This is a genomic window from Streptomyces jumonjinensis (genome assembly GCF_009600885.1).
In the GTDB taxonomy this organism is placed as follows: Bacteria; Actinomycetota; Actinomycetes; order Streptomycetales; family Streptomycetaceae; genus Streptomyces; species Streptomyces jumonjinensis.
Genome location: NZ_VCLA01000086.1, coordinates 93,009 through 118,418 on the forward strand (window position 1 = coordinate 93,009; position 25,410 = coordinate 118,418).

The 25,410-nt window shown below is 71.8% G+C and carries 21 protein-coding genes and 2 pseudogenes; 12 read left to right on the forward strand and 11 right to left on the reverse strand.

From position 1 onward, the window contains the following. The first annotated feature begins 334 nt into the window (after positions 1-334). Together FF041_RS10735 and FF041_RS10740 are read left to right on the forward strand one after the other, a co-directional pair. Positions 335-1,252 carry a protein kinase domain-containing protein gene (locus FF041_RS10735; RefSeq protein ID WP_153522388.1) on the forward strand — a complete coding sequence of 306 codons (918 nt, stop codon included), beginning with the start codon at positions 335-337 and terminating at the stop codon, positions 1,250-1,252. Between the two features lie 104 nt (positions 1,253-1,356). Further along, positions 1,357-1,968 (forward strand): PH domain-containing protein, encoded by a 612-nt coding sequence (locus tag FF041_RS10740; protein WP_153522390.1) that lies wholly within the window; start codon positions 1,357-1,359, stop codon positions 1,966-1,968. A gap of 4 nt (positions 1,969-1,972) precedes the next feature. Here the strand turns inward: FF041_RS10740 and FF041_RS10745 are convergent, their stop codons facing one another. The 4 genes from FF041_RS10745 to FF041_RS10760 all read right to left on the reverse strand — a co-directional run bounded on the left by FF041_RS10745 (position 1,973) and on the right by FF041_RS10760 (position 6,656). After that, positions 1,973-3,181 (reverse strand): hypothetical protein, encoded by a 1,209-nt coding sequence (locus FF041_RS10745; RefSeq protein WP_153522392.1) that lies wholly within the window; start codon positions 3,179-3,181, stop codon positions 1,973-1,975. 176 nt (positions 3,182-3,357) lie between these two features. Further along, positions 3,358-5,025, reverse strand: coding sequence for a phospho-sugar mutase (locus tag FF041_RS10750; protein ID WP_153522394.1), 1,668 nt, complete (start codon positions 5,023-5,025; stop codon positions 3,358-3,360). Between the two features lie 61 nt (positions 5,026-5,086). After that, a complete protein-coding gene (locus FF041_RS10755) occupies positions 5,087-5,905 on the reverse strand; it encodes a purine-nucleoside phosphorylase (RefSeq protein ID WP_323391627.1) in 819 nt (272 codons plus the stop codon). 313 nt (positions 5,906-6,218) lie between these two features. Then, positions 6,219-6,656 carry a gamma-glutamylcyclotransferase gene (locus FF041_RS10760; RefSeq protein ID WP_153522396.1) on the reverse strand — a complete coding sequence of 146 codons (438 nt, stop codon included), beginning with the start codon at positions 6,654-6,656 and terminating at the stop codon, positions 6,219-6,221. A 245-nt stretch (positions 6,657-6,901) separates the two neighbouring features. Between FF041_RS10760 and FF041_RS10765 the strand changes: the two genes are divergently transcribed. Continuing rightward, on the forward strand, positions 6,902-8,341 hold the full coding sequence (locus FF041_RS10765; RefSeq protein ID WP_323372213.1) for an NAD(P)H-quinone dehydrogenase: 1,440 nt from the start codon (positions 6,902-6,904) through the stop codon (positions 8,339-8,341). Positions 8,342-8,598: 257 nt separating this feature from the next. Continuing rightward, complete coding sequence (locus FF041_RS10770; RefSeq protein ID WP_407698134.1) at positions 8,599-9,579, forward strand: DeoR/GlpR family DNA-binding transcription regulator; 981 nt, start codon at positions 8,599-8,601, stop codon at positions 9,577-9,579. A gap of 172 nt (positions 9,580-9,751) precedes the next feature. On the opposite strand, the gene FF041_RS10775 is transcribed toward FF041_RS10770, so the two are convergent. Together FF041_RS10775 and FF041_RS10780 are read right to left on the reverse strand one after the other, a co-directional pair. After that, entirely contained in the window at positions 9,752-10,330 is a 579-nt protein-coding gene (locus tag FF041_RS10775) for a TetR/AcrR family transcriptional regulator (protein ID WP_153486109.1), read from the reverse strand. Positions 10,331-10,626: 296 nt separating this feature from the next. Beyond that, a complete protein-coding gene (locus tag FF041_RS10780) occupies positions 10,627-12,381 on the reverse strand; it encodes an acetyl/propionyl/methylcrotonyl-CoA carboxylase subunit alpha (protein ID WP_323372211.1) in 1,755 nt (584 codons plus the stop codon). A gap of 401 nt (positions 12,382-12,782) precedes the next feature. Here FF041_RS10780 and FF041_RS10785 point away from each other — a divergent pair, with 401 nt between their 5' ends. Continuing rightward, positions 12,783-13,223 carry a hypothetical protein gene (locus tag FF041_RS10785; protein WP_153522400.1) on the forward strand — a complete coding sequence of 147 codons (441 nt, stop codon included), beginning with the start codon at positions 12,783-12,785 and terminating at the stop codon, positions 13,221-13,223. Positions 13,224-13,415: 192 nt separating this feature from the next. On the opposite strand, the gene FF041_RS10790 is transcribed toward FF041_RS10785, so the two are convergent. The 4 genes from FF041_RS10790 to FF041_RS10800 form a co-directional block, all read right to left on the reverse strand. Beyond that, a complete protein-coding gene (locus FF041_RS10790) occupies positions 13,416-14,021 on the reverse strand; it encodes a Maf family protein (RefSeq protein WP_153486107.1) in 606 nt (201 codons plus the stop codon). Positions 14,022-14,041: 20 nt separating this feature from the next. Continuing rightward, on the reverse strand, positions 14,042-14,170 hold the full coding sequence (gene mmpB / locus FF041_RS40035) for a morphogenic membrane protein MmpB (RefSeq protein ID WP_267131672.1): 129 nt from the start codon (positions 14,168-14,170) through the stop codon (positions 14,042-14,044). A gap of 97 nt (positions 14,171-14,267) precedes the next feature. Then, complete coding sequence (locus FF041_RS10795; protein WP_153522461.1) at positions 14,268-14,471, reverse strand: acyl-CoA carboxylase epsilon subunit; 204 nt, start codon at positions 14,469-14,471, stop codon at positions 14,268-14,270. A 26-nt stretch (positions 14,472-14,497) separates the two neighbouring features. Beyond that, positions 14,498-16,081 carry an acyl-CoA carboxylase subunit beta gene (locus FF041_RS10800; RefSeq protein WP_153522463.1) on the reverse strand — a complete coding sequence of 528 codons (1,584 nt, stop codon included), beginning with the start codon at positions 16,079-16,081 and terminating at the stop codon, positions 14,498-14,500. A 292-nt stretch (positions 16,082-16,373) separates the two neighbouring features. Here FF041_RS10800 and FF041_RS10805 point away from each other — a divergent pair, with 292 nt between their 5' ends. The 6 genes and pseudogenes from FF041_RS10805 (at position 16,374) to hutH (ending at position 23,513) form a co-directional block, all read left to right on the forward strand. Next, positions 16,374-17,228 (forward strand): biotin--[acetyl-CoA-carboxylase] ligase, encoded by an 855-nt coding sequence (locus FF041_RS10805; protein WP_153522401.1) that lies wholly within the window; start codon positions 16,374-16,376, stop codon positions 17,226-17,228. 846 nt (positions 17,229-18,074) lie between these two features. Further along, complete coding sequence (locus FF041_RS10810; RefSeq protein WP_323371070.1) at positions 18,075-19,226, forward strand: adenylate/guanylate cyclase domain-containing protein; 1,152 nt, start codon at positions 18,075-18,077, stop codon at positions 19,224-19,226. Positions 19,227-19,468: 242 nt separating this feature from the next. Continuing rightward, entirely contained in the window at positions 19,469-20,206 is a 738-nt protein-coding gene (locus tag FF041_RS10815; protein WP_323391628.1) for an enoyl-CoA hydratase/isomerase family protein, read from the forward strand. A gap of 89 nt (positions 20,207-20,295) precedes the next feature. Next, positions 20,296-20,667 (forward strand): annotated as a pseudogene (locus tag FF041_RS10820) (diguanylate cyclase); the annotation flags it as partial. A 411-nt stretch (positions 20,668-21,078) separates the two neighbouring features. Then, positions 21,079-21,888, forward strand: a pseudogene (locus FF041_RS40530) (diguanylate cyclase domain-containing protein); the annotation flags it as partial. An 80-nt stretch (positions 21,889-21,968) separates the two neighbouring features. Next, on the forward strand, positions 21,969-23,513 hold the full coding sequence (gene hutH, locus FF041_RS10830) for a histidine ammonia-lyase (protein ID WP_153522467.1): 1,545 nt from the start codon (positions 21,969-21,971) through the stop codon (positions 23,511-23,513). A gap of 25 nt (positions 23,514-23,538) precedes the next feature. Here the strand turns inward: hutH and FF041_RS10835 are convergent, their stop codons facing one another. Next, positions 23,539-23,808 (reverse strand): hypothetical protein, encoded by a 270-nt coding sequence (locus tag FF041_RS10835; RefSeq protein WP_323391616.1) that lies wholly within the window; start codon positions 23,806-23,808, stop codon positions 23,539-23,541. 273 nt (positions 23,809-24,081) lie between these two features. On the opposite strand from FF041_RS10835, the gene FF041_RS10840 reads away from it, so the two are divergent. Further along, positions 24,082-25,347: a L,D-transpeptidase gene (locus FF041_RS10840; RefSeq protein ID WP_153522403.1), complete on the forward strand. Its 1,266-nt coding sequence runs from the start codon at positions 24,082-24,084 to the stop codon at positions 25,345-25,347. Positions 25,348-25,410 lie beyond the last annotated feature (63 nt).

The following is a 25,410-nucleotide window of genomic DNA, read 5'->3' on the forward strand; positions in this document are numbered from 1 at the left end:
CGCCCAGCCTGGGTGCGGGGGAACGGTCGGCCCGGCTGCTGGGGGCGCGGCCCCCTCCCATGCAGGTCGAAACCGCCCCGCCCGGACCGTGTGCCGGGCCGGGCTGCACCCTCCCGGCCGTTGTGCCAGGGGGGAAGCGGTGCCCTTCGGGTCGGTGTCGGCGTGGCTTTCCGGATAGATCGGTGGATCTTGGATGTGAATCGGTCGCACAAGCCGGAACGCAGACCCTGTCGCGGACTGGTCCGGCAGTCGGCTGAAGGCTGCCAGCACACACCAGGTGTCCGCCTACACTCGCCAGGCACAGTAGCCAAGACCGCATTCCTGGAGCGCCTGCGTGACTCTCTGTTACTCACAGCTCATGCAGGTGCTCGCCGTCGCCCTCGGCGAGGACTTCCGCCGGAGTCCCGAACTGATTCTGGAGCGCCGTGGCACCGAGCTCTGGAGCGCCGCCGACAGCGCCGGATCTCTCTTCGCTGTGAAGGTCACTACTCCATGCAGTGATCCTCAGGGGCACATCGGCTCAGAGGATCTGGCCCTGGTGGAAGGCGAGCTGCTGCGTGGCTTGCAGGCGGAGGGCATTGTCACCGGGCTGTATCGCGGTCACGGGCGGCTGCCGGAAGGTACCGGAAGCTGGCTGGCGCTGCGGTGGCTGGACGGACGCAGCGCCGCATCCGCCTTCGCTGATCTCCGCAGGGGTGCGGGCGAGCGGTCGGCAGCGGCTTTCGCGGCGGGGATGGCCGGTGCTGTGGCGGATCTCCACGACCGTGGCTGGCGGCACGGGGACCTCCAGAAAGAGCACTTCGTGATCCGTGGGAGTGGCGTACGGCTTCTGGACTTCGCCCTGGCTCAGCGGCCTCAGGACATCGATTCGGCCTCGGTCGTCTACCGAGGGGCGTACGACTTCTTCATGTCGCCCGAACTCGCGGCGGAGAGGCTCGCCACTCCCAGGACGCAGCACCTGACCTTGACGACGCAGTCGGAGGTCTGGTCCTTGTGCGCGGTGCTCTACGCCTGCTGGACGGGGGTGTACCCGATCAGTGAGAAGGACACGATGCAGTCGACGCCGGAGCTGCGGGCCGAACTCGCCGAGGGCAAGTGCCGCGATCTCTCCATCACGAGGCCGTGGGCCTTCCCGGAGTTCGAGGAGCTGCTTCTGTCGGGTCTGGTGATCGAACCGGAACACAGGCCCACGGCCCGTGAGCTCGCGCGGGGATTCCAGGAGCTCGCGCTGCGTGCGGGGGACGGGGCGTAAGGTCCGGCCCTCCTACGGATCGATTTCGACAGAGGAGGCCGCCGGGCCGCGGTGCCGGGTGCCCGGGGCTGGGGTTCGGGGGTGGGTGGGGCAGAATCAGAGGTATGACCAGCTCGCAGTCGCCCGTGGAGCCCTCCTACGCCGATCGGGTCTTCCGATCGCCCGCCGGGATGGCCGGTGGCGTACTGCTGCTCGGCCTCACCCTCTGGCTCGGCGGGGACGCCGTCGCGCGCGGGGACGGGCGGACGCCCTGGTTCGCCGTCGCCGCCGTCCTGCTCGTCGTGCCGGTCGTCGTCGCCTTCACCGTGCGACCCGCCGTCTTCGTCCACAACGACCGCGTCCGCGTCCGCAACCCGCTCCGGACCATCACCCTGCCCTGGGCGACCGTCGACGACATCCAGGCCAGGTACTCCAGCGAGATCCACACCAAGGACGGCGCCAAGTACCAGATCTGGGCCCTTCCCGTATCGCTGCGCCAGCGCAAGCGTGCCGCCCGGCAGCAGATGAAGGCCGAGCGCGCCGTCGGGTCCGATCGCGAGCCCGAGGTGAAGATGGCCCAGGCCGATGAGGCCATCCGCGAGATGCGGATGCTCGCCGAGCTGAACGCCCCCCGGCCCCAGGCCAAGGGCGAGGTGCGGATCCGCTGGGCGTACGAGGTCATCGCGCCCGCCGTCGCCGGAGCCGTCCTGCTCGTGGTCCTCCTCGCCGCCGGATAGCCCGTCACGGCGGGCCCTCCCACACCAGCAGCATGTACGCCCCCGCCCATGCCGAGACCGCAGCCGCCGCCGTCAGCACCACCGCCACCGCCGTCGGCCGCCGTGCCCACAGGAGCGCGAGCGCCCGGGCCGGCGGCAGCAGCAGCGGGAAGGCGGGCAGCAGGAAGCGGGCCCGGGGGAAGTACACCCCCGCGCTGCCCAGCACCACCAGCAGCAGCACCCCCGTGAAGATCAGCAGCGGCAGCGGCTGACGGTCCGCCGCGCACAGGACGTACAGCACGGCCGAGGTGATCAGCACCGCCGAGACGATCAGCAGAAACAGCGGCGGACGGCTCTCGTAGATCAGCTGCTGGCGCAGCTCCAGCACGGTCGCCCGGCCGCCGTCCCACTCGTTCTTCCAGAGCCGCTGGACCGCGAAGTAGCCGTCCGGACGCCCCACCCGCAGCCCCACCCACGCCACGAACGCCAGCCAGCCCAGGGGGGCGATCAACGCGCCCGTCAGCCGGCTGCCCAGGCGGCCGGCCCCCCGGCGGCACGACAGCAGCGCCGGGAGCGAGACCGCCGCCGCCACCGCGATCCCCGTCGGGCGGGCCAGTCCCGCCAGCCCCGCCAGCGCGCCCGCCCACACCCAGCGCCCGGTCAGCACCGCGTACAGCGACCACGCCGCGAGCGCGGTGAAGAGCGACTCCGTGTACCCCATCCACTGCACGACCGCCACGGGCAGCACGCCCCACAACACCGTGAGCACCGTCCCCGTCCGCCGTCCGTACAGCAGGTCGCCCACCGCGAACACACCCCACGCCGCCAGGAACGAGCAGCCGACCGCCAGCAGCAGCCCCACCGAGGCCCGCGAGCCCGGGGTGAGCGCCGCGACCGCCTTCACCAGCAGCGGGTAGAGGGGGAAGAAGGCGAGGTTGTTGTCGTTGACCCGGGTGCCGAGCGCGTCGGCGTAGCCATGGGCGGCGATCCCCAGGTACCAGTCCGAGTCCCACGAGGTCGCCAGCGTCGGCCACACCCCATGGCCCTTCGCATGCGCCAGCCGGGCCAGCACGAGCAGTCCGCACAGCCGTACCGCGAGATAGGCGCCCAGGGCGGGGGCCGCCCGGCGCAGGGAGCGCAGCACCCGGCCGGCCGCTCCCTGGGCGCCGCCCGCCGGGTCCGGGGGACGGCGGCAGGCGGGGACGGAGGCATGAGCGGTCGCGGCGCGGGACAACGGCAGCTGCTCCTGGGGTCGGCATCCACTACCGGGCCACCATCGCCGACCGCCCCGGGGGGAGGGGCGAGCTGCATCGGAGCCGTACGAGATTCACTCGTACGGCTCATAGGGCGGGATTCCCGTCCGGGTGCGGCCCGCAGGCCCGCACCCGGACAGGAATCCGGGCGTCCGCGTCAGATGCCCGCTGCCGACGCCAGATCGCGCTTCAGGGCCGCCAGCAGCTCCGCCGCCTGCTCCCGCGCCGCCGGGAGGGCGTCGGCGTCCGGTACCGGGACGACCGCCTCCAGATAGCACTTGAGCTTCGGCTCCGTGCCGCTCGGGCGGACGATCACCCGTGCGCGGAACTCGCCGTCGAGGTGGTACCGCAGGCCGTCCGTCGGGGGCAGCCCGGCCGTGCCCAGGGACAGATCCTCGGCGCCGGTCACCGACAGACCCGCCAGCTCCACCGGGGGCCGGGCGCGCAGGGCGCTCATCGCGTTCGCGATGACGTCCAGATCCCGCACCCGCACCGAGAGCTGGTCCGTGGCGTGCAGACCGTGCGCCAGGGCCAGCTCGTCCAGGAGGTCCGTGAGCGTGCGGCCCTCCTCCTTCAGGACCGACGCCAGCTCGGTGATCAGCAGCGCCGCCGTGATGCCGTCCTTGTCGCGTACGCCCTCCGGGTCCACGCAGTAGCCGAGCGCCTCCTCGTACCCGTACCGCAGACCCTCGACGCGCGCGATCCACTTGAAGCCCGTCAGCGTCTCCGCGTACTCCAGGCCGGCCGCCTCCGCGATCCGGCCCAGCAGCGAGGAGGAGACGATCGACTCCGCGAAGACGCCCTGGGCGCCGGTGCGGACCAGATGGGCCGCCAGCAGCGCCCCGACCTCGTCGCCGCGGAGCATCCGCCAGTCCCCGCCGTCCCGGACGGCGACCGCGCAGCGGTCCGCGTCCGGGTCGTTGGCGATCACCAGGTCCGTGCCCGGCGTCCGGCGCGCAGTCGCGAACGCCAGATCCATCGCGCCCGGCTCCTCCGGGTTCGGGAACGCCACCGTCGGGAACTCCGGATCGGGCTCCGCCTGCTCCGCCACCAGGACGGGCGCGGGGAAGCCCGCGCGGGCGAAGGCCGCCGTCAGCACATCCTTGCCGACCCCGTGCATCGCCGTGTAGACGACCTCGGCCGTGCGCGGCGAGCCGGCGGTCAGCACCGCGTCGGTACGCGCCAGATACGCCCCCAGCACCTCGTCGCCGAGGGTCTCCCAGCCGCTCTCGGCCCGGGGCACGTCGTTCAGCGCCTGGATCGCGTCGATCTCGGCGGCGATCTCCGCGTCCGCGGGCGACACGATCTGGGAGCCGTCGCCGAGATAGACCTTGTAGCCGTTGTCGCGCGGCGGATTGTGGCTGGCGGTGACCTCCACGCCGGCGACGGCCCCCAAGTGCCGTATGGCGAAGGCCAGTACGGGGGTGGGGAGCGGGCGCGGCAGCACGGCGGCGCGCAGTCCGGCGGCGACCATCACGGCCGCGGTGTCACGGGCGAAGTCGGCGGACTTGTGGCGGGCGTCGTAGCCGATCGCCACCAGGCCCTCGCCGTGCCCCTGGGCCTTGAGATACGCGGCCAGGCCGGCGGCGGCGCGGATCACCACGGCGCGGTTCATCCGCATCGGGCCCGCGCCCAGCTCCCCGCGGAGTCCGGCGGTGCCGAACTGGAGCGTCCCGCTGAACCGTGCGGCCAGCTCGGCCGTCTCCCCCGCCTCGATCAGCCCGGCCAGCTCCTGGCGGGTCTGAGGGTCGGGGTCCTCGGCCAGCCATGCCCGGGCCCGGGTGATGAGGTCCTGCTGCACGGTCACTCCGCCTCTCGTGTCCATTGGTCGTTCCGCGTGCCCCGTTCTGCCGTGCCCTGTGCCTCGGGGCACGGCAGGGTCCCGCTCAGAGCCGGGCCAGCACCCGCGTCAGCAGCTCGCCCATCCGCGCCGCCGAGTCCCGGCCCGCCTGGAGCACTTCCTCGTGGTTGAGCGGCTCACCCGTCAGGCCCGCGGCCAGATTGGTGACCAGGGAGATGCCGAGCACCTCGGCGCCCGCCTCACGGGCCGCGATGGCCTCCAGCACGGTGGACATGCCCACCAGGTCGCCGCCCAGCACCCGGACCATGTTGATCTCGGCGGGCGTCTCGTAGTGCGGGCCGGGGAACTGGACGTACACGCCCTCTTCGAGCGAGGAGTCGACCTCCTTGCACAGCGCCCGCAGCCGGGGGGAGTACAGGTCGGTGAGGTCCACGAAGTTCGCGCCGATGATCGGGGAGGTCGCGGTGAGATTGAGGTGGTCGCTGATCAGCACCGGCTGACCGGGGCGCATGCCCTCGCGCAGACCGCCGCAGCCGTTGGTGAGGACCACGGTCTTGCAGCCCGCGGCGACGGCGGTGCGCACCCCGTGGGCGACGGCGGCCACGCCGCGGCCCTCGTAGTAGTGCGTACGGCCCAGGAAGACCAGGGTCCGCTTGTCGCCGATGCGGTAGGAGCGGATCGTGCCGCCGTGGCCCGCGACCGCCGGGGGCGGGAATCCGGGCAGCTCGGTGACCGGGAACTCCGCCTCGGGCGTGCCGAGCGCGTCCACGGCGGGCGCCCAGCCGGAGCCCATCACCAGGGCTACGTCGTGCGTCTCGGCGCCGGTCAGCTCGCGCAGACGGGCGGCGGCGGCTCCGGCCGTCTGGTGGGGGTCGGCGATAGCGCCGTCGAGGTCCGGGTTCACATGTGCGTTCACGCGAATGAGGGTAGCCGGTGATTCCCTACGCGCGTAGATGCTCTGGCGCACGGTCCTCGGATCGTTGTCTTGTCGTTTCCGACGAATGCTCCGCCGCTGCGTACAGAAGAGTGCGGCCGTACGGATACGGGGCCTCCGTGTGGCGTACGGGAGTGCGGTCGTAAGGGGCCCGCGTGTCGGCGTGGCGTGCGGGCGTACGGATACGGGCGGCGAGCTGGCAGGCGTACGGATACGGGCGGCGAGCTGGCAGGCGTACGGATACGGGCAGCGGGCTAGCAGGCGTACGGATACGGGCAGCGGGCTAGCAGGGGCGCTGGCGCAGCTCCATCACGTAATCGTGCGGGGCGCCCGCCGAGTCCGCCGCGTCGGCGAGCTCGCCGAGATAGCGTGCCGACGGCAGACCGCCCTCGTATCCGTTCAGCACGTAGACCCAGGCCGGCTCCTCGCCGTCGAGCGTGTGCACCCGCACCCGCATCCGCCGGTAGATGTCCAGGCCGACGCCCTCCCAGCGGTCCATGGAGTCCTCGTCCATCGGAGCGATGTCGTACAGGGCGACGAAGACCTGCGAGCGCGGGGCCTCCACGATCGTGGCCAGCGCCCCCTCCCAGCCCATCTGCTCGCCGCCGAACGTCAGCCGCCAGCCGTTGAGCCAGCCCGTGCCGCGCAGCGGAGAGTGCGGTGCGCGGCGGGTCATCAGCCGCGCGTCGAGGTTGCCGGCGTACGCGGCGTAGAGCGACATGGGATTGAGGGTACGGGAGGGGTGAGGGTGGCCGCCTTGCGTGATGTGTCACCCCGGGGCGGAGCCGGGCCGCCCGGGCGCGCGCCGGGCCCCTCACGGGCCGGATGACGAATGCGGGCCCCGGGAGCGAACAAGTTGAAGCGTGCGGGACAATGGGGTACGTACTCCAGCCCCCCAGTGGGACCAGCCGGCGGGACCCCCGCCCGGCCCACCCGGCAGCAACGAGAGCGCGAGGCGTAACCCCAGTGACCCGGATCGTGATCATCGGCGGCGGACCCGGCGGATACGAGGCGGCCCTGGTGGGCGCCCAACTCGGCGCGGAGGTGACCGTCGTCGACTGCGACGGCCTCGGCGGCGCGTCCGTCCTCACCGACTGTGTGCCCTCCAAGACCCTCATCGCGACGGCCGAGGTGATGACCACCTTCGACTCGTCGTACGAAGAGCTCGGCATCATCGTCGCCGACGACACCCCGTCGATCGAGCAGGCCGCCCGGGTCGTCGGGGTCGACCTCGGCAAGGTCAACCGGCGGGTCAAGCGGCTCGCCCTCGCCCAGTCGCACGACATCACCGCGTCCGTCACCCGGGCCGGCGCCCGGGTGATGCGCGGCCGTGGCCGGCTGGACGGACGGCAGGCCATGGACGGCTCCCGCCGGGTGATCGTGCGGGCCGCCGACGGCACCGAGGAGACCCTGACCGCCGACGCCGTCCTGATCGCCACCGGCGGCCACCCGCGCGAGATCCCCGACGCCCTGCCCGACGGCGAGCGCATCCTGAACTGGACCCAGGTCTACGACCTGGACGAGCTGCCCGAGGAACTGATCGTGGTGGGCTCCGGCGTCACCGGCGCCGAGTTCGCCGGGGCGTACCAGGCCCTCGGCTCCCGGGTCACCCTCGTCTCCTCCCGCGACCGGGTGCTGCCCGGCGAGGACCCGGACGCCGCGGCCGTCCTGGAGGACGTCTTCCGCCGCCGGGGCATGAACGTCATGGCCCGCTCGCGCGCCGAGTCCGCCAAGCGCGTCGGCGACCGGGTCGAGGTCACCCTCTCCGACGGCCGGATCATCTCCGGCACGCACTGCCTGATGGCCGTGGGCGCGATCCCGAACACCGCGGGCATGGGCCTGGAGGAGGCGGGCGTACGTCTCAAGGAGTCCGGCCACATCCAGACCGACAAGGTCTCCCGCACCAGCGCTCCTGGGGTGTACGCGGCCGGTGACGTCACCGGGATCTTCGCGCTGGCGTCGGTCGCCGCCATGCAGGGCCGGATCGCGATGTACCACTTCCTCGGCGACGCGGTCACCCCGCTGAATCTGAAGACGGTCTCGTCCAATGTCTTCACCGATCCGGAGATCGCCACCGTCGGCTACAGCCAGGCGGACGTGGACGCGGGCACGATCGACGCCCGGGTCGTCAAGCTGCCGCTGCTGCGTAACCCCCGCGCGAAGATGCAGGGAATTCGCGACGGTTTCGTCAAGATCTTCTGTCGGCCGGGCACCGGAATCGTGGTCGGCGGCTGTGTCGTCGCACCGCGCGCCAGCGAGTTGATCCACCCCATCTCGATCGCGGTCGACAACAATCTGACGGTGGAGCAGATCGCCAACGCGTTCACCGTCTATCCGTCGCTCTCGGGGTCCATCGCCGAGGTGGCGCGGCAGTTGCACACCCGGAAGGTGACCGGCGAGGGCTGAGCGGGAGAACGTCCGGAAGCCCTGGGTGGAAAATCGGAAGAATCCCCAGGGCGCCGGGCGCATGGTTCATCCGCCGGTTCGTCCGCCGGTTCGTCCGGTGATCGTTTAATGGCCAACTGGTGTGCGCGCTCATACCACTTGAAGCCCCTTGGTGAGCGCATTACTTGTTATTCGGCGCATACTGCTGAAAACTATCGGCCGCTCAGGTTACTGTCAGTTTCGTGTTCGCTGCAGAACGTCGCCAATTGATCCTAGAAATGGTGCGCGCCAACGGAGCCGTGTCGCTCCGTGAGCTCGCCCGCGTCGTCCAGACCTCCGAAGTGACCGTACGGCGGGATTTGCGGGCGCTGGCGGCCGAAGGACTCCTCGACCTCCGGCACGGCGGTGCGGTACTGCCGGGCGGCTTCACCCGGGAGTCCGGCTTTCCGCAGCAGTCGCTGTCCGCCACCGCGGAGAAGACGGCGATCGCCGACCTCGCCGCGGGTCTCGTCGAAGAGGGCGAGGCGATCGTCGTCGGCGCCGGGACCACCACCCAGGAGCTGGCCCGCAGGCTCGCCCGGGTGCCCGGTCTGACCGTCGTCACCAACTCGCTGCTCGTCGCCCAGGCGCTCGCCCATGCCAACCGGGTCGAAGTCGTCATGACCGGGGGGACGCTGCGCGGCTCCAACTACGCGCTGGTCGGCAGCGGGGCCGAGCAGTCGCTCCAGGGGCTGCGGGTCTCCCGGGCCTTTCTCTCCGGCAGCGGGCTGACCGCCGAGCGCGGTCTCTCGACCTCCAACATGCTCTCCGCGAGCGTCGACCGGGCGCTGGTGCAGGCCGCCGCCGAGGTGGTGGTGCTCGCCGACCACACCAAGCTCGGCGCCGACACCATGTTCCAGACCGTCCCCACGGATGTCATCACCCGGCTGGTGACGGATGAGCCCCCGACGCACGACGACCGGGCGGCGACAGAGCTCCAGGCCCTGGCCGACCAGGGGGTGCAGATCACGGTGGCGGGCACCGGAGCCTCTGCCGGGGCCTCGGGCCCGTCCTCGGCCGCGCCGGTCCCCCCGGCCGACGCGGATACGGCCCCGGGCCGCCCGCCCCGCCGTGATGTGCCGCTCCCGGGGCAGCGCCGCACCCGGGGCGGGGCCGGACCGGGACCCCAGCGGCTGAACCCGGGGGGCGGGCTGGAGCAGGGACCGGGGACGGGAGCGGTGGAGCGCAACGCGCGGATGGCCGACCTCCGCCGCCGCTGAGCCGGAGCCCGCGCGGGTGGGTGGTGGGTGGGTGGGTGACGGGGGGCGTGCCGCCACTGTGTGCGCAGGGGCGGTTGTTGCACTCGTACGGGCGGTTGTTGTGCTTGTGCAGGCCGTCGTCCGTCGTGCTCGTACGGGCCGCCCCAGCTTCAGGGAGCCCGGCGCCGCCGCGTCAGCTCAGCCCTCTCAGAGTGAGATCGAGCAGCCGGTCGGGGAGTTCCGGATCGTCCGGAGTCTGTTCGGCGGCCAGGGCGATGGCGTTGGTCAGCTGCATCAGATCGCCGATGGAGACGTCCTCCCGCACCGAACCCGCCGCCCGCGCCCGGGCCAGCAGGGTCTCCCCGGCCTCGTACAGCGGTACACAGCACTGGGACAGCGCCGAACTCTCGTCCCGGGAGGCCGACATCAGCGCGCGGGCCAGCCCCCGGTACTCGCTCGCATGGCTGATGAGAGCGCGCAGCCAGGCGATCAGCGCCTCGCAGGGGCGGGGCGCGCAGGTCAGCCGGTGCGAATACTCCAGCAGGGAGTCGGCCGCCTCCCGGAAGACCGCGTTCATCATGGCCTGGCGGTTGGGGAAGTGCCGGTACAGAGTGCCGATGCCGACGCCCGAGCGGCGGGCGATCTCCTCCAGCGAGGCATCGGTGCCGTGCTCGGCGAAGACGGCACGGGCCTCGGTCAGCAGCCGTTCGTAGTTGCGGCGGGCGTCGGCCCGCATGGGGCGGGGCGAGCCCATCGCCGTACTGGTCGCCATCGTGCCGTCCTTCCTGGGGCCGTCCGTTCTCCGGCCGGGGTCACAGGATGCCATCGCCCCGGCGCGGGGAGCCCGCCCCCGAAGAAGAAGGCCCGTACAGGAGAGAGTCCCTACGGGGGAAGGGCGCTGGGGTGTATAGGGGGCGGGGCGGGCTGTACGGGGGGGCTACGGGGCGCAGGGCCGGGGAGGCCGGGGCAGGCGAAGGGCCGGGGCAGGCAGGGCAGGCGGGGCAGGCGAAGGGCCCGCCCTCCTGTGCGATGACAGGACGGCGGGCCCGGTGAGCCGCTCGGACGGTGTCAGTCCTTGATCTCGCAGATGGTCGCGCCGGACGAGACGGAGGCGCCGACCTCGGCGCTGAGGCCCTTCACGGTCCCCGCGCGGTGAGCGTTGAGGGGCTGCTCCATCTTCATCGCCTCCAGGACGACGATCAGATCGCCTTCCTGGACCTCCTGGCCCTCCTCGACCGCGATCTTCACGATGGTGCCCTGCATGGGCGACGCGAGGGTGTCGCCGGACGCGGCGGAGGCGGACTTGCGGGCCGCCCGGCGCTTGGGGCGAGCGCCCGCGGCCAGTCCGGTGCGGGCCAGCGTCATCCCGAGCGAGGAGGGCAGCGAGACCTCCAGCCGTTTGCCGCCGACCTCGACCACGACCGTCTCACGGCCGGGCTCGTCGTCGGTCTCGGCCTCGGCGGGCGCGGCGAAGGCGGGGATCTCGTTGACGAACTCGGTCTCGATCCAGCGGGTGTGGATCCGGAACGGGTCGCTGGTGAACGCCGGGTCGGCGACGACCGCGCGGTGGAAGGGGATGGCGGTGGCCATGCCCTCGACGGTGAACTCGTCCAGCGCGCGGGCGGCCCGCTGGAGCGCCTGCTCACGGCTCGCGCCCGTGATGACCAGCTTGGCGAGGAGGGAGTCCCACGCCGGGCCGATCACACTGCCGGACTCCACGCCCGCGTCGAGGCGGACACCGGGGCCGGTCGGCGGGTTGAAGACCGTGACCGTGCCGGGGGCGGGCAGAAAGCCGCGGCCCGGGTCCTCGCCGTTGATCCGGAACTCGAAGGAATGGCCGCGCACCGGCGGGTCGTCGTAACCCAGTTCCTCCCCGTCGGCGATCCGGAACATCTCGCGTACGAGGTCGATGCCGGTGACCTCTTCGGTGACCGGGTGCTCGACCTGGAGCCGGGTGTTGACCTCAAGGAAGGAGATGGTGCCGTCGAGCCCGACGAGGAACTCGACCGTGCCCGCGCCGACGTAGCCGGCCTCCTTGAGGATGGCCTTGGACGCCGCGTACAGCTCGGCGTTCTGCGCGTCCGAGAGGAAGGGGGCCGGGGCCTCCTCCACCAGCTTCTGATGGCGGCGCTGGAGAGAGCAGTCACGGGTGGAGACGACGACCACATTGCCGTGCTGGTCGGCCAGACACTGGGTCTCCACATGCCGGGGCTTGTCGAGATAGCGCTCCACGAAGCACTCGCCGCGGCCGAAGGCGGCGACGGCCTCACGGACGGCGGAGTCGTACAGCTCCGGGACCTCTTCCAGGGTGCGCGCGACCTTGAGACCGCGCCCGCCGCCGCCGAAGGCGGCCTTGATCGCGATGGGCAGGCCGTGCTCCTCGGCGAAGGCGACGACCTCGTCGGCGCCGGAGACCGGGTCGGGGGTGCCCGCGACCAGGGGAGCGCCGGCCCGCTGGGCGATATGCCGGGCGGCGACCTTGTCGCCGAGGTCCCGGATCGCGGACGGCGGCGGTCCGATCCAGGTCAGACCCGCGTCGATGACCGCCTGGGCGAACTCGGCGTTCTCGGAGAGAAAGCCGTAACCCGGGTGGACGGCGTCCGCACCGGAGTCCGCGGCAGCCTGGAGCACCTTGGCCATATCGAGATAGCTGGCGGCCGGAGTGTCACCGCCCAGGGCGAACGCCTCGTCTGCGGCGCGGACGTGCAGTGCGTCACGATCCGGGTCGGCGTAGACGGCTACGCTCGCGATCCCGGCATCCCGGCAGGCACGGGCAACGCGGACAGCGATTTCGCCTCGATTGGCGATGAGCACCTTGCGCACGATGACTCCCTCCTTGGAACAAGCTGAGTTTAGGGACTACCGACACGGCCTTACGACCCGTCCCCATTGGTGAGCTTGCCCACACGGAGCGTGATCCGAGGCTCGCGCACGTCGCGAAATCCCTTGTCGCATCACGGTATGACGGGTTTCCTCTCCGCAGAGTAGCCCTGTTGCGCGGTGCAGGTCTCTGTTCATGAGCCCAGCGGGCTGACGTGTTTCTTTGTGGGGTCTCTACGAACGACCGGTCGCTTCGATGGGGGAGAGGGCCGGGCGGCCCGGGGGCTGTCCGGATTCACGCGCACCCTTGTCCCGGGGTCTACCGCTGAGTAGCCTGCGCGATGCGAGACGCGCTTACTGGCGGTAACCGAGGGTTGGGGGCGGGTTCGGTGGTACGGAGGCCGATGGCCGTGGTGGCCGCGCTGGTGCTGCTCACGGAGGCGGTCGGCATGGTGGTGATCAACGGGATTCTCGCCGCCTTCGTCGACGGTCAGAGCATGTCGCTGGACGGGCTCGATCCGGCCGCGATGGTGACGGCCACCTGGACGCTGGGCGCGGTCTCCGGCCTCTTTCTGTCGGTCTGCGCGCTGGTGTCGCTGCTCGCGGGGGTACGGGACCGGGCCCCGGGCCGCTTCGGCCGGGCGCTGCTGACCGGAGCTGCGGTGGCGCATGGGGTGCTGGCTGCGGTGACGGTGGGGCTGGTGGGGTGGCCGGCGTTCGCGGTGCTGATGGTGGGGATGGGCGTGGTGATCGCCGTTCTGGTGCTGTACGGGAAGGGGGCGGCCGGCGGGCCGGGTGTGGAGTCGGCACAGTCCGCCCCGGAGCGGGGGGCGCGGCCCGCCTGAGCGTCAATTGGTCACATCGGGTGGGACTTCGTCATATCGGTTGGCGTCAGACGGTGTCAGTTGGTGTCAGTTGGTGTCAGGCGGCCGGAGGGTGACGGTCCGGTTCGCCGAGGCAGGGCGAGTCGGTTCGAGTCGGGTTCGCCCGGCCGGTTCGAGTCGGGTTCGCCCGGCCTGGCCGGTGAGCCGCGGGCGTCAGGCCCAGAGGTCGGTGACCGAGTAGCCCAGCTCCGCCAGCAGCACCCGGAGCAGCGGCTGCGACAGACCGATGACATTGCCGGGGTCGCCGTCGATGCCGTCGATGAACGGCGCGGAGCGGCCGTCCAGAGTGAACGCCCCCGCCACATGGAGCGGCTCGCCGCTCGCCACATACGCGGCGATCTCCGCGTCCGTCGGCTCCCCGAAGCGGACCGTGGTGGACGCGGTCGCGGAGGCGACCCGTCCGGTGGCGGTGTCGGTCACGCAGTGACCGGTGCGGAGCACCCCGGACCGGCCCCGCATCGCCTTCCAGCGGGCCGTGGCCTCCTCCGCGTCGGCGGGCTTGCCGAGGGCCTCGCCGTCCAGTTCGAGCACCGAGTCACAGCCGATGACCAGCGCGTCGGCCGCCTCCGGGAGCGCGGCGACGACCGCCGCCTTGGCCTCGGCGAGCACCAGCGCCAGCTCGGCGGGGGTCGGGGCGCTCAGAGCTTCCTCGTCGACACCGCTGACGATCACCTCGGGCGCGAACCCCGCCGCTTGCAGCAGACGGAGACGGGCAGGGGAGGCTGAGGCGAGTACCAGGCGGCGGGTTCGAGCGGTCATGCCGCCATGGTAGGCGGCGCTCAGCGCAGACCGATCACACACATGCCCAGGACCATGGCGAGCGCCAGCACCAGGCCCGCGCGGCGCAGCATCGCCTGCGCCTTGCGCAGTTCCTCGGGGGCTTCGTCCTCGGGATCCGACCACAACATGCTTCCGATGGTGCTGCCGGAGCCGCAGCCGCGCCTGAGTACGGGTACTCAACCACGGTGCGAGCAAGGCCACACTCCGGCGGGCACGCGCGGGACCCTAAACCGGCCAGAAGGTACGCGCCCACGCCCGGGGGCCCGGCAGCGGGCTGCGGGAACGGGCGATCCGCGCCGGGTCCGACCACTGCGGGGGCGGCGGCGCGGCGCCCTCCTGCGCGGCCGTCGCCGCGGCGCGCGCCCGGACCACCGCGAGAGCGGCGGCGAGCTCCTCGGGAGTGGGGTTTCCCCGTACGACCCTGATCATTGCCTCGCCTTTCTGGAGAGCCTGGCTCACAGCGGGATGTTGCCGTGCTTCTTCGGCGGCAGACTCTCCCGCTTCGTCCGCAGCTGGCGGAGCCCGCGCACGATCTGCGCCCGGGTGTCCGACGGCAGGATCACCGCGTCGACATAGCCGCGCTCGGCCGCCGTATACGGATTGAGCAGAGCGTCCTCGTACTCCTCGATCAGCTGGGCGCGCACCGCCTCCTGATCGTCGGCCGCCGCGATGGTGCGGCGGTGCAGGATGTTCACCGCGCCCTGCGCACCCATCACCGCGATCTGCGCGGTCGGCCAGGCGAGGTTGAGATCCGCGCCCAGATGCTTGGACCCCATCACGTCATAAGCCCCGCCGAACGCCTTACGGGTGATCACCGTGATGAGCGGGACGGTCGCCTCCGCATAGGCGTAGATCAGCTTCGCGCCCCGGCGGATGATGCCCCCGTACTCCTGGTCGACGCCGGGCAGAAAGCCGGGCACATCGACGAAGGTCAGCACCGGGATGTTGAAGGCGTCGCAGGTGCGGACGAACCGCGCGGCCTTCTCCGAGGCGTTGATGTCGAGGCAGCCCGCGAACTGCATCGGCTGATTGGCGACCACCCCGACCGGGAACCCCTCCACCCGCCCGAAGCCGGTGAGGATGTTCGGCGCGAACAGCGTCTGGGTCTCCAGGAACTCGCCCTCGTCCAGCACATGCTCGATGACCCTGTGCATGTCATACGGCTGGTTCGCGCTGTCCGGGATCAGCGAGTCCAGCTCCAGGTCCTCGGCGGTGAGGGCGAGATCGGCCTCCTCGGGGAAGGCGGGCGGCTCGGACAGATTGTTCGACGGGAGATAGGAGAGCAGCGAGGTGACGAACTCGATCGCGTCCTTCTCGTCCCCGGCCAGATGATGGGCCACACCCGAGGTCGTGTTGTGGGTGCGTGCCCCGCCGAGCGCCTCGAAGCCCACGTCCTCGCCGGTCACCGTCTTGATGACATCGGGGCCCGTGATGAACATATGCGAGGTCTGGTCCACCATCACCGTGAAGTCGGTGATCGCGGGAGAGTAGACCGCGCCGCCCGCGCAGGGGCCGACGACCAGGGAGATCTGCGGAATGACGCCGGAAGCATGGGTGTTGCGGCGGAAGATCTCGCCGTACATGCCCAGCGCGCTCACCCCCTCCTGGATCCGCGCGCCGCCGGAGTCGTTGATGCCGATGACCGGACAGCCCGTCCGCAGCGCGAAGTCCATCACCTTGATGATCTTCTGGCCGTAGACCTCGCCGAGCGCGCCGCCGAAGACCGTGAAGTCCTGGGAGAAGACCGCGACCGGGCGGCCGTCGACCGTGCCGTAACCGGTGACCACACCGTCCCCGTACGGGCGGGTGTTCTCCAGACCGAAACTGGTGGAGCGGTGCCGGGCGAGCTCGTCCAGCTCGACGAACGAGCCCTCGTCCAGCAGCAGATCGATCCGCTCACGGGCGGTCAGCTTGCCCTTGGCGTGCTGCTTCTCCACCGCGCGGCCGGAACCGGCGTGGGTGGCCTCCTGGATGCGGCGCCGAAGATCCGCGATCTTCCCGGCGGTGGTGTGGATGTCGGTCTGTTCCGGCTCGGACATCGGGATGCGGCTCCCCTGGCTGGTCAGCCGCGCGTCGGCGGCTGAGCTGCGGTGCGGCTGGCTGATGTGCTGATGTGTTGAACAGTGGCTGGTGCGGCTGGTGCGGCTGGTGCTGCGGTACGCGGGTGCTGCGGTACGGAGGGGCTCTCGGGACACACGGGGGCACACCGGGCTCGCTGGGCACCGGGCTGCCGGGCTGCCGAAACGGCGGAGCGGTGGGCTACCGACTCGTAGCGTATCCGCGCCGATACTCTTCAGCAGTGCGGCGTTTGCCACACCTAACCTGGCTTGCATGACGCCAGAGAATGCGCCCGGGAACCGCTGGTCCGACCTGGACCGGCCGCCGCTCAACACCACCGCGCTGCGCCGCGCCCTGCTGCGGCCGGGCGGGCTGTGGACCTCGTTGGAAGTCGTACCCGCCACCGGGTCCACCAACTCCGACCTGGTGCGCGCGACGCCCCGTGGCGAGGGCGCGGTGCTCATCGCCGAGGAGCAGACGGCCGGGCGGGGGCGGCTCGACCGGGTCTGGACCGCGCCGCCGCGCTCCGGGATCTTCCTCTCCGTGGTGCTGCGGCCCGGACCGGGGGTGCCGGTCGAGCGCTGGGGCTGGCTGCCGCTGCTCGCCGGGGTCGCCGCCGCGACCGGGCTGAGCCGGGCGGCCGGAGTGGACATGTCCCTCAAATGGCCCAATGACTTGTTGGTGAAGGTGAACGGCGAGGAGCGCAAGACCGGGGGCATCCTCGCCGAGCGGGCGGGCGATGACGCGGTCGTGGTGGGCATCGGGGTCAACGTCACCCTGCGCGCGGACGAGCTGCCGGTGCCTGCCGCGGGCTCGCTCGTCCTCGCGAACGCGGTGTCGACCGACCGTGACCCGCTGGTCAGAGCCGTACTGCGGTCGCTGGAGCAGTGGTACGGACGGTGGCGCGAGGCGGGCGGCGACCCGGGGGCCTCGGGCATCCAGGAGGCGTACGCGGCGGGGTGCGCGACGCTGGGGCGCACGGTGCGGGCGGAGCTGCCGGGCGGGCGCGCGGTGACCGGGGAGGCGCTGGCGCTGGACGGGGACGGGCGGCTGGTGCTGGGGCTCGCGGACGGGGAACGGCGGGCGATCAGCGCGGGGGACATCGTGCATCTGCGGCCGGGGGGCTGAGGGCGGGGGCTTGAGGGTGCGGGGGCTTCGGGCCTGGGCTGGGTGTGGTGTGCTGAGGTCCGGGGTCTGCTTCGGGTGCTTCGGTGTGGGGTGGGTGTGGTGTGCTGGGGTCCGTGGTCCGCTCCGGGGTGGTGCCGGGACTCATGATTTACGGCGCGTTTCCAGTCCCTGTTTGATGGCGGGCCTCCTTTGCGCCACAAAATCACGTTTTACGTCCCGGCACCACCCCTGCGCGGCCCCCTCCCATGAAAGTCGAAACCGCCCCGCCCGGACCGTGTGCCGGGCAGCCTCAGCAAACCCAGCCCCTTGGGGGTCCCCCCGGACGAAGTCTGGGGGAGATTGAGGACGGACCCCGCACCCCGGGACCCCGCACACTCCGCCCCCGGCACACCCAGCCCCGTGGGAGCCGGGGAGATTGAGGCGAGCAAAATCCAGCCCCTTGGGGGTCCCCCCGGACGAAGTCTGGGGGGGATTGAGGAGCGGGGAGCCAAATTCAGCCTCGCCGGCGTTTGAGGCGCGGGGGTTCGGGGGCTGGCCCCCGACAAGGGCCCGACGCCCTGCGGGGCGGCTCGCACACGAGATCCAGCTCCGCCGCGGCGACCCCCGGTCGTACGAAGCGAGCGCGACCCCTCCCCAAGGGGGGCATGGTCCGTTCGGGTTCTCGTCCCTCAGGCCCCCGGCGGGGTGTGCTTTCGATGAACCCGAATGGTGACAGCGACGTGAGCTAGGGCACACCTGCCGTATCGTTGAGGCGATTGAGCGGCAGATCGAGAACGGCAGGACAGTGCGCAGGGAACGGGCAGGAGGCGGCTGGTGACCGGCGACAACACCACTTCCGGCGCCCGCGTGTCCGGTGGGTCCGCGAGGCCCTCGGGCCCTTCAGGCGCCCCAGGGGCCGGGGGGTCGGTGCACCCGACGCCCCACCACGCCGTGGATCACACGGCGGAGCCCACCGACGACCCCCTCGCCATCCGGCTCGAAGCCCTGATCCTGGGCGCGGAGCGCCGCTACACCCCCTTCCAGGCGGCGCGGACCGCCGGGGTCTCGATGGAGCTGGCGTCCCGCTTCTGGCGGGCCATGGGCTTCGCCGACATCGGCCAGGCCAGGGCGCTCACCGAGGCGGATGTGCTGGCGCTGCGGCGGCTCGCCGGTCTGGTCGAGGCGGGTCTGCTCAGCGAGCCGATGGCGATCCAGGTGGCGCGCTCGACCGGCCAGACGACCGCCCGGCTGGCGGAATGGCAGATCGACTCGTTTCTGGAGGGGCTCACCGAGCCGCCCGAGCCGGGGATGACCCGTACGGAAGTCACCTACCCGCTGATCGAGCTGCTGCTGCCGGAGCTGGAGGAGTTTCTGCGCTATGTCTGGCGGCGTCAGCTCGCGGCGGCCACCGGACGGGTCGTCCAAGCGGCCGACGACGAGGAGATGGTCGACCGCCGGCTCGCCGTGGGCTTCGCCGACCTGGTCGGGTTCACCCGGCTGACGCGCCGCCTCGAAGAGGAGGAGCTCGGCGAGCTGGTCGAGGCGTTCGAGACCACCTCGGCGGATCTCGTGGCCGCCCACGGCGGCCGGCTGATCAAGACGCTCGGCGACGAGGTGCTGTACGCGGCGGACGACGCGGGCACGGCGGCGGAGATCGCCCTCCGGCTGATCGACACCATGACGCACGACGAGATGATGCCCGCGCTCCGGGTGGGCATCGCCTTCGGCACGGTCACCACGCGGATGGGGGACGTCTTCGGCACCACGGTCAATCTGGCCAGCCGGCTGACCTCGATAGCCCCGAAGGACGCGGTGCTGGTGGACGGGGCGTTCGCGGAGGAGCTGGTCCGCACCGGGGACGCACCGGAGTCGGAGACCCAGGCGGCCGAGGAGGCCGCGGCGGCGGAGAAGGAGGGCGAGCCGGCGCCCTCGTACCGCTTCGCGCTCCAGCCGATGTGGCAGCGGCCCGTGCGCGGGCTCGGGGTCGTCGAGCCCTGGCTGCTCTCCCGCCGCTCCTAGGACCTCCCCGCGGACGGCCTCTGCCGGTGGGGGACGGGGCCTGGGCGGGGCCGGGGGCTGGGCCTATGATCCGGTGAACCGTCGTTAACCGGGAGGGTTTCTCCGTGTCCGAGCCCGTGTCCGCATCCCCGTCCGTCTCTGCGTCCGGTTCCGAGTCCGCTGCGTCCGGTTCCGAGTCCGAGTCCAGGGCCGGTTCAGAGCGGCGATTCGGTGAGTACGTCGTCGTCCGCCGGGACGGTCATATCGCCGAGCTGGTGCTCGACCGTCCCCGTGCCATGAACGCCGTGTCGACCGATATGGCCCGCTCCATCGCGGCGGCCTGCGCGGCGCTCGCCGCTGATCCCGGGGTCCGGGTCACCGTGCTGACCTCCTCCCACGACCGGGCCTTCTGCGTGGGCGCGGATCTGAAGGAGCGGAACTCCTTCACCGACGCCGAGCTGCTGCGGCAGCGGCCCACCGCCCGCGCCGCCTACACCGGGGTCCTGGAGCTGCCGATGCCCACCGTCGCGGCCTTGCACGGCTTCGCGCTCGGCGGCGGGTTCGAGCTGGCGCTCGCCTGCGATCTGATCGTCGCCGACGCCACCGCCGTGGTGGGGCTGCCCGAGGTGTCGGTGGGGGTCATCCCCGGCGGCGGCGGGACCCAGCTGCTGCCGCGCAGGGTGGGGGCGGCCCGCGCCGCCGAGCTGGTCTTCACCGCCCGCCGGGTGGCGGCGGCGGAGGCCCGGGAGCTGGGGCTGGTCGATGAGCTCGCCGAGGACGCGCGCACCGGCGCGCTGGCGCTCGCCGCCCGTATCGCCGCGAACTCGCCGGTCGGGCTGCGCGCCGCCAAGCGCGCTCTGCGGCTGGGGCAGGGGCTCGATCTGCGCGCCGGTCTCGAAGTGGAGGACGCGGCCTGGCGCTCGGTCGCCTTCTCCGGCGACCGGGCCGAGGGGGTGGCGGCCTTCAACGAGAAGCGGAAGCCCCAGTGGCCCGGGGAGTGAGCGGGGGAGACGGGGGAGGCGGGGGAGACCGGAGAGGTCCGGCCCACGCCAACTGATCAAATCGGCCTAAACCTCCCTAAGCTGGGTTGATGGCTGAGGATCGGCGGCTGCGGGCCGTGGTGGCACTGGCGCAGGCGATGGCGGCGGCGCAGAACTCGCGTGAGTTCTGGCGGGCCGCCGCGCTGGGCGCGTGCTCCGCGCTCGCCGGTTCCTTCGCGGCGCTGTCCGTGTGGGAGCGGGAGCTCGGACGGCTGAAGGTGCTGGTGAACGCGGGGGAGCGGGCTCCGGGCGAGGAGGAGTTCCCGGAGTCGGAGACCTACCCGGTCAACCGCTTCCCGGAGATCACCGAGTTTCTCCATGAGCGGTGGGCGGGCGGCGGGGAGCCGGACGCCTGGGTGGAGTCCGTGGAGTCGGTGGAGACCCCCGGGGCGGGAATGTCGGGTGGTCCGGGCCCGGGGGCCGGAACGCCGCGTGGTCCGGGCCCGGGGGCGTCGCCCGCACCCGCTCAGGGGGCGGAGACCGGGCCGTCCCCCGTACCGGGGGCTGAGCCCGGGGCGTCCCTGGGGCCGGAGTCCGGCCCCGGGGTGCTCCCAGGGGCTGAGTCCGGCCCTGCCCCGGGGGCTGTGCCGTCGCGTACGCCCGGGCCGTCTTCCGCGACAGGGGCGGAGCCCCAGCCGTGTCCCGAGCCCGGTCCGGAGCCCGGGACCTCGCCCGAGCCCGGCCCGGAGCCCGGCCCGGAGTCCGGTCCGGAGCCCGGCCCCGAGCCCGGCCCCGAGTCCGGGCAAGCCCTGGACCCCCGGACCTCCCCCGGGCCGGAGGCCCCCTCCCCCGCGCCCCATCGGTACCGGCACCCCTCCGCGCCCCCGGACGGGCGGGTCGCCGCCCTGCGCAGGCGGGGGCGGGGGTGCTGTGTGGTCGCGCCGATCGTGCTGCACGGGCGGGCCTGGGGGGAGCTGTACGTCGCCCGGCCCCTCGGCGCCCCCGTCTTCGGCCGCGACGACGCCGACTTCGCCTCCGTCATCGCCTCGGTCGTCGCCTCCGGCATCGCCCAGACCGAGCGGCTCGAAGAAGTCCGCAGGCTCGCCTTCACCGACCCCCTCACCGGGCTCGCCAACCGCCGCGCCGTCGATATGCGGCTGGACGAGGCCCTGGAGCGCCACCGCGCCGACGGCTCCGTCGTCAGTCTCGTCGTCTGCGACCTCAACGGCCTCAAACAGGTCAACGACACCTGCGGCCACGCGGTCGGCGACCGGCTGCTCGAACGCTTCGGCTCCGTGCTCTCCCTCTGCGGAGCCATGCTCCCCGACACGCTCGCCGCCCGTCTCGGCGGCGACGAGTTCTGTCTGCTCTCCATCGGCCCCGCCGCCGACGACGTGGTCCGGGTCGCCGGCGAACTCTGCGTACGCGCGGCCGAGTTGGAGCCCGGCGAGGGCGTGGCCTGCGGAGTCGCCTCCACCGGGGACCCGATCGGCCAGATCCGCACCGCCCGCAGGCTCTTCCGGCTCGCCGACGCCGCCCAGTACCGTGCCAAGGCCGACCGCTCCCCGCGCCCCGTCGTCGCGGGCCGCGACGGCACCGTACTGCGGCTGGCGGACGCCCCGCCGCGCCACCCGGAGCGGGAGCGCCGCGCCTTCCGGGGCGTGTCCGACGACGACGCCCAGGAGCCCTGGAGCGAGCCATGACCGCCGCTGGAGGGCGGGAACCCGCCCCGATTCCCCTGATGACATGCGCTAATTCAATCCGTACGCTGCTGAATATGGATATGCATACCGTGGTGGTGGGGACGTCCGGCACCACCGCCGACGACGTCATCGCCGTGGCCCGCGAAGGCGCCCGGGTCGAGCTCTCCGACGATGCCCGCACCGCCCTCGCCGCCGCCCGCTCCATCATCGACGCGCTCGCCGCCAGGCCCGAGCCCGTCTACGGCGTCTCCACCGGCTTCGGCGCGCTCGCCGTCCGCCATATCGGCCCGGATCTGCGAGGTCAGCTCCAGCGCAACATCGTGCGCTCGCACGCGGCGGGCATGGGCCCGCACGTCGAACGCGAGGTCGTCCGCGCGCTGATGTTCCTGCGGCTCAAGACCCTCTGCTCCGGACACACCGGAGTACGCCCCGAGGTCGCGCAGACCATCGCCGACGTACTCAACGCGGGCATCACCCCCGTCGTCCACGAATACGGCTCCCTCGGCTGCTCCGGAGACCTCGCACCGCTCTCCCACTGCGCTCTCGCGCTCATGGGCGAGGGCGACGCCGAAGGCCCGGACGGCCGGGTGCGCCCCGCCGCCGAACTCCTCGCCGAGCACGGCATCGAGCCCGTGGAGCTGCGGGAGAAGGAAGGGCTCGCCCTCCTCAACGGCACCGACGGCATGCTCGGCATGCTGATCATGGCCATCGCCGACCTTCAGCGGCTCTACGTCTCCGCCGACATCACCGCCGCGCTCTCCCTCGAAGCGCTCCTCGGCACCGACCGGGTCCTCGCCCCCGAACTGCACGCCATCCGCCCGCACCCCGGCCAGAGCGTCTCCGCCGCCAATATGAGCGCCGTGCTCAAGGGCTCCGGACTCGTCGGCCACTTCCAGCAGGACGAGGCCCCCCGCGTCCAGGACGCCTACTCCGTGCGCTGCGCGCCCCAGGTCGCCGGAGCGGGCCGGGACACCCTCGCCCACGCCCGGCTGGTCGCGGGCCGTGAACTGGCCGCCGCCGTCGACAACCCCGTCGTACTCCCCGATGAGGGCCGGGTCGAGTCCAACGGCAACTTCCATGGCGCACCCGTCGCCTACGTCCTCGACTTCCTCGCCATCGTCGCCGCCGACCTCGGCTCCATCGCCGAGCGCCGCACCGACCGGCTTCTCGACAAGAACCGCAGCCACGGACTGCCGCCGTTCCTCGCCGACGACCCCGGTGTGGACTCGGGCCTGATGATCGCTCAGTACACCCAGGCCGCCCTCGTCAGCGAGATGAAACGGCTCGCGGTCCCCGCCTCGGCCGACTCCATCCCGTCCTCCGCGATGCAGGAGGACCATGTGTCGATGGGGTGGTCAGCCGCCCGCAAACTGCGCACCGCCGTCGACGCCCTCGGCCGGATCATCGCCGTCGAGCTGTACGCGGCGACCCGCGCCATCGAACTGCGCGACGGCCTCACCCCCGCGCCCGCGTCCCGGGCCGCCGTCGACGCCCTGCGCGCGGCCGGTGCCCAAGGCCCCGGGCCGGATCGTTTCCTCGCCCCCGATCTGGCGGTCGTGGAGGCGTTCGTACGGGACGGAGAACTCATCACGGCGGTGGAGCGGATCACCGGCCCCCTGGCCTGAACCGGCCCGTACCCACCGCTCACGGTCACATCGTCACGGGCCCCCGCCTGCGCACCGCATAGGTCACGAACGCGACGCCCACACCGAGGAACCCCGCGCCGCCGACCAGGTACGGAGTGGTGTCGAAGCTGCCGGTGTCGGCGAGTCTCAGCTGCTCAGGCGTGGTCACGCCGGTCTGTTGTCGCTCCACGACGCCCTGGTCGACGGAGGCGTTCGCGGACGGGACGAACCACAGAGCGCAGAGCAGAATCCCAGCGGCGGCGGCGGTCAGAAGCGGTCGGCATGCGACGGACACGGACACGATCTCCCTTGAGGCGTCCTTGACTTGACCAGATGCGCAGATGCTAGTGAAAGGAACACGTCAGAGGCAAGCCGGGTGGTCGAAGGCTCCTTGAGGTCCCCCGCTCCCGGACGCCGGGACCCCGCCGGAGAAGATGGTGCGCCGGGAGGGTTGCTCGGGAGTAGAGGTCGTCAAAGTGGCGTTGCCCACATCCGTCGGCGAAAGGAAACCGGGTAGCCCGATATGGGTGTTCTAGTTAGTAGTTCGGTCCAGGGGAAATCGGCGACGATGGAGAAGCGTGTGATGACGGTCAGCAAGCGGCGCAGGGGCCTGATGGCCGCGTCCGCGGTGCTCAGCGGAGTTCTGGTGCTGTCGGCGTGCAGCGACGACGGTGACAAGGGCGGGGAATCCCAGAGCGGCTCCAAGAAGTCACAGGCGCAGGTGGACGAGGCGGCGGCGCAGAAGGTCTCGAAGGCCCGAATAGCCATCGAGCCCAAGAACGGCGCCACCGACGCCAGCATCAACAACGCAGGCAAGGTCACCGTCAGCGAGGGCAAGCTCACCGAGGTCGAGCTGACCGCCGCCGGAGGGGTCGCCGTCAAGGGCACCCTCGCCGCCGACGGCAAGAGCTGGAAGCCGGACGCCCAGCTGGAGCGCTCCACCAAGTACAAGATCTCCGTCACGGCGAAGGACGGCGCGGGCCTCACCGCCCACGAGAACTCCTCCTTCACCACCGTCTCGCCCGACAACAGCTTCATCGGCAACTTCACGCCCGAGGACGGTTCGACCGTCGGCGTCGGCATGCCGGTGTCGATCAACTTCAACAAGCCGATCGCCGACCGCAAGACCGTGCAGTCCGGCATCACCGTCTCCTCCAGCACCGGTCAGGAGGTCGTCGGCCACTGGTTCAACGACCAGCGGCTGGACTTCCGCCCCGACGACTACTGGCAGGAGGGCTCCACCGTCACGCTGAAGCTCGCTCTGGACGGGGTCGAGGGCGCACCCGGCATGACCGGGGTCCAGCAGAAGACCGTCACCTTCAAGATCGGCCGTAACCAGGTCTCCACCGTCGACGCCGCCGCCAAGACCATGAAGGTCACGCAGGACGGCAAGACGGTCAAGACCATCCCGATCTCCGCGGGCGCGCCCGCCACCCCCACCTACAACGGTGAGATGGTGATCTCCGAGAAGTTCAAGGAGACCCGGATGAACGGTGCGACCGTCGGCTTCACGGACTCGGACGGCAAGGGCGAGTACGACATCAAGGACGTCCCGCACGCGATGCGGCTCTCCACCTCGGGCACGTTCATCCACGGCAACTACTGGGGCCGCGGGATCTTCGGCACCGCCAACACCAGCCACGGCTGCATCGGTCTCGCCGACGCCCAGGGCGCGAACGACCCCAACCAGAACGGCGCGTGGTTCTTCAACAACTCGCTCATCGGCGACGTCGTGATCGTGAAGAACTCCAAGGACAAGACCATCGCCCCGGACAACGGCCTCAACGGCTGGAACATGGACTGGGCGAAGTGGAAGGCCGGATCGGCGGTCTGATCCGCCCGATCCATCCGATCCATCCGATCCGCCCGATCCATCCGATCCGCCCGATCGTCCCGC

Coding starts and splice junctions, on each gene's coding strand:
- FF041_RS10805 (WP_153522401.1), top strand. CDS start 16,374: ATGACGCCAGAGAATGCGCCCGGGAACCGCTGGTCCGACCTGGACCGG.
- FF041_RS10840 (WP_153522403.1), top strand. CDS start 24,082: ATGGAGAAGCGTGTGATGACGGTCAGCAAGCGGCGCAGGGGCCTGATG.
- FF041_RS10795 (WP_153522461.1), bottom strand. CDS start 14,471: ATGATCAGGGTCGTACGGGGAAACCCCACTCCCGAGGAGCTCGCCGCC.
- FF041_RS10760 (WP_153522396.1), bottom strand. CDS start 6,656: ATGTCGCTCTACGCCGCGTACGCCGGCAACCTCGACGCGCGGCTGATG.
- FF041_RS10740 (WP_153522390.1), top strand. CDS start 1,357: ATGACCAGCTCGCAGTCGCCCGTGGAGCCCTCCTACGCCGATCGGGTC.
- mmpB (WP_267131672.1), bottom strand. CDS start 14,170: ATGTTGTGGTCGGATCCCGAGGACGAAGCCCCCGAGGAACTGCGCAAG.
- FF041_RS10790 (WP_153486107.1), bottom strand. CDS start 14,021: ATGACCGCTCGAACCCGCCGCCTGGTACTCGCCTCAGCCTCCCCTGCC.
- FF041_RS10770 (WP_407698134.1), top strand. CDS start 8,599: ATGGTGCGCGCCAACGGAGCCGTGTCGCTCCGTGAGCTCGCCCGCGTC.
- FF041_RS10775 (WP_153486109.1), bottom strand. CDS start 10,330: ATGGCGACCAGTACGGCGATGGGCTCGCCCCGCCCCATGCGGGCCGAC.
- hutH (WP_153522467.1), top strand. CDS start 21,969: ATGCATACCGTGGTGGTGGGGACGTCCGGCACCACCGCCGACGACGTC.
- FF041_RS10800 (WP_153522463.1), bottom strand. CDS start 16,081: ATGTCCGAGCCGGAACAGACCGACATCCACACCACCGCCGGGAAGATC.
- FF041_RS10785 (WP_153522400.1), top strand. CDS start 12,783: ATGGCCGTGGTGGCCGCGCTGGTGCTGCTCACGGAGGCGGTCGGCATG.
- FF041_RS10750 (WP_153522394.1), bottom strand. CDS start 5,025: ATGGACACGAGAGGCGGAGTGACCGTGCAGCAGGACCTCATCACCCGG.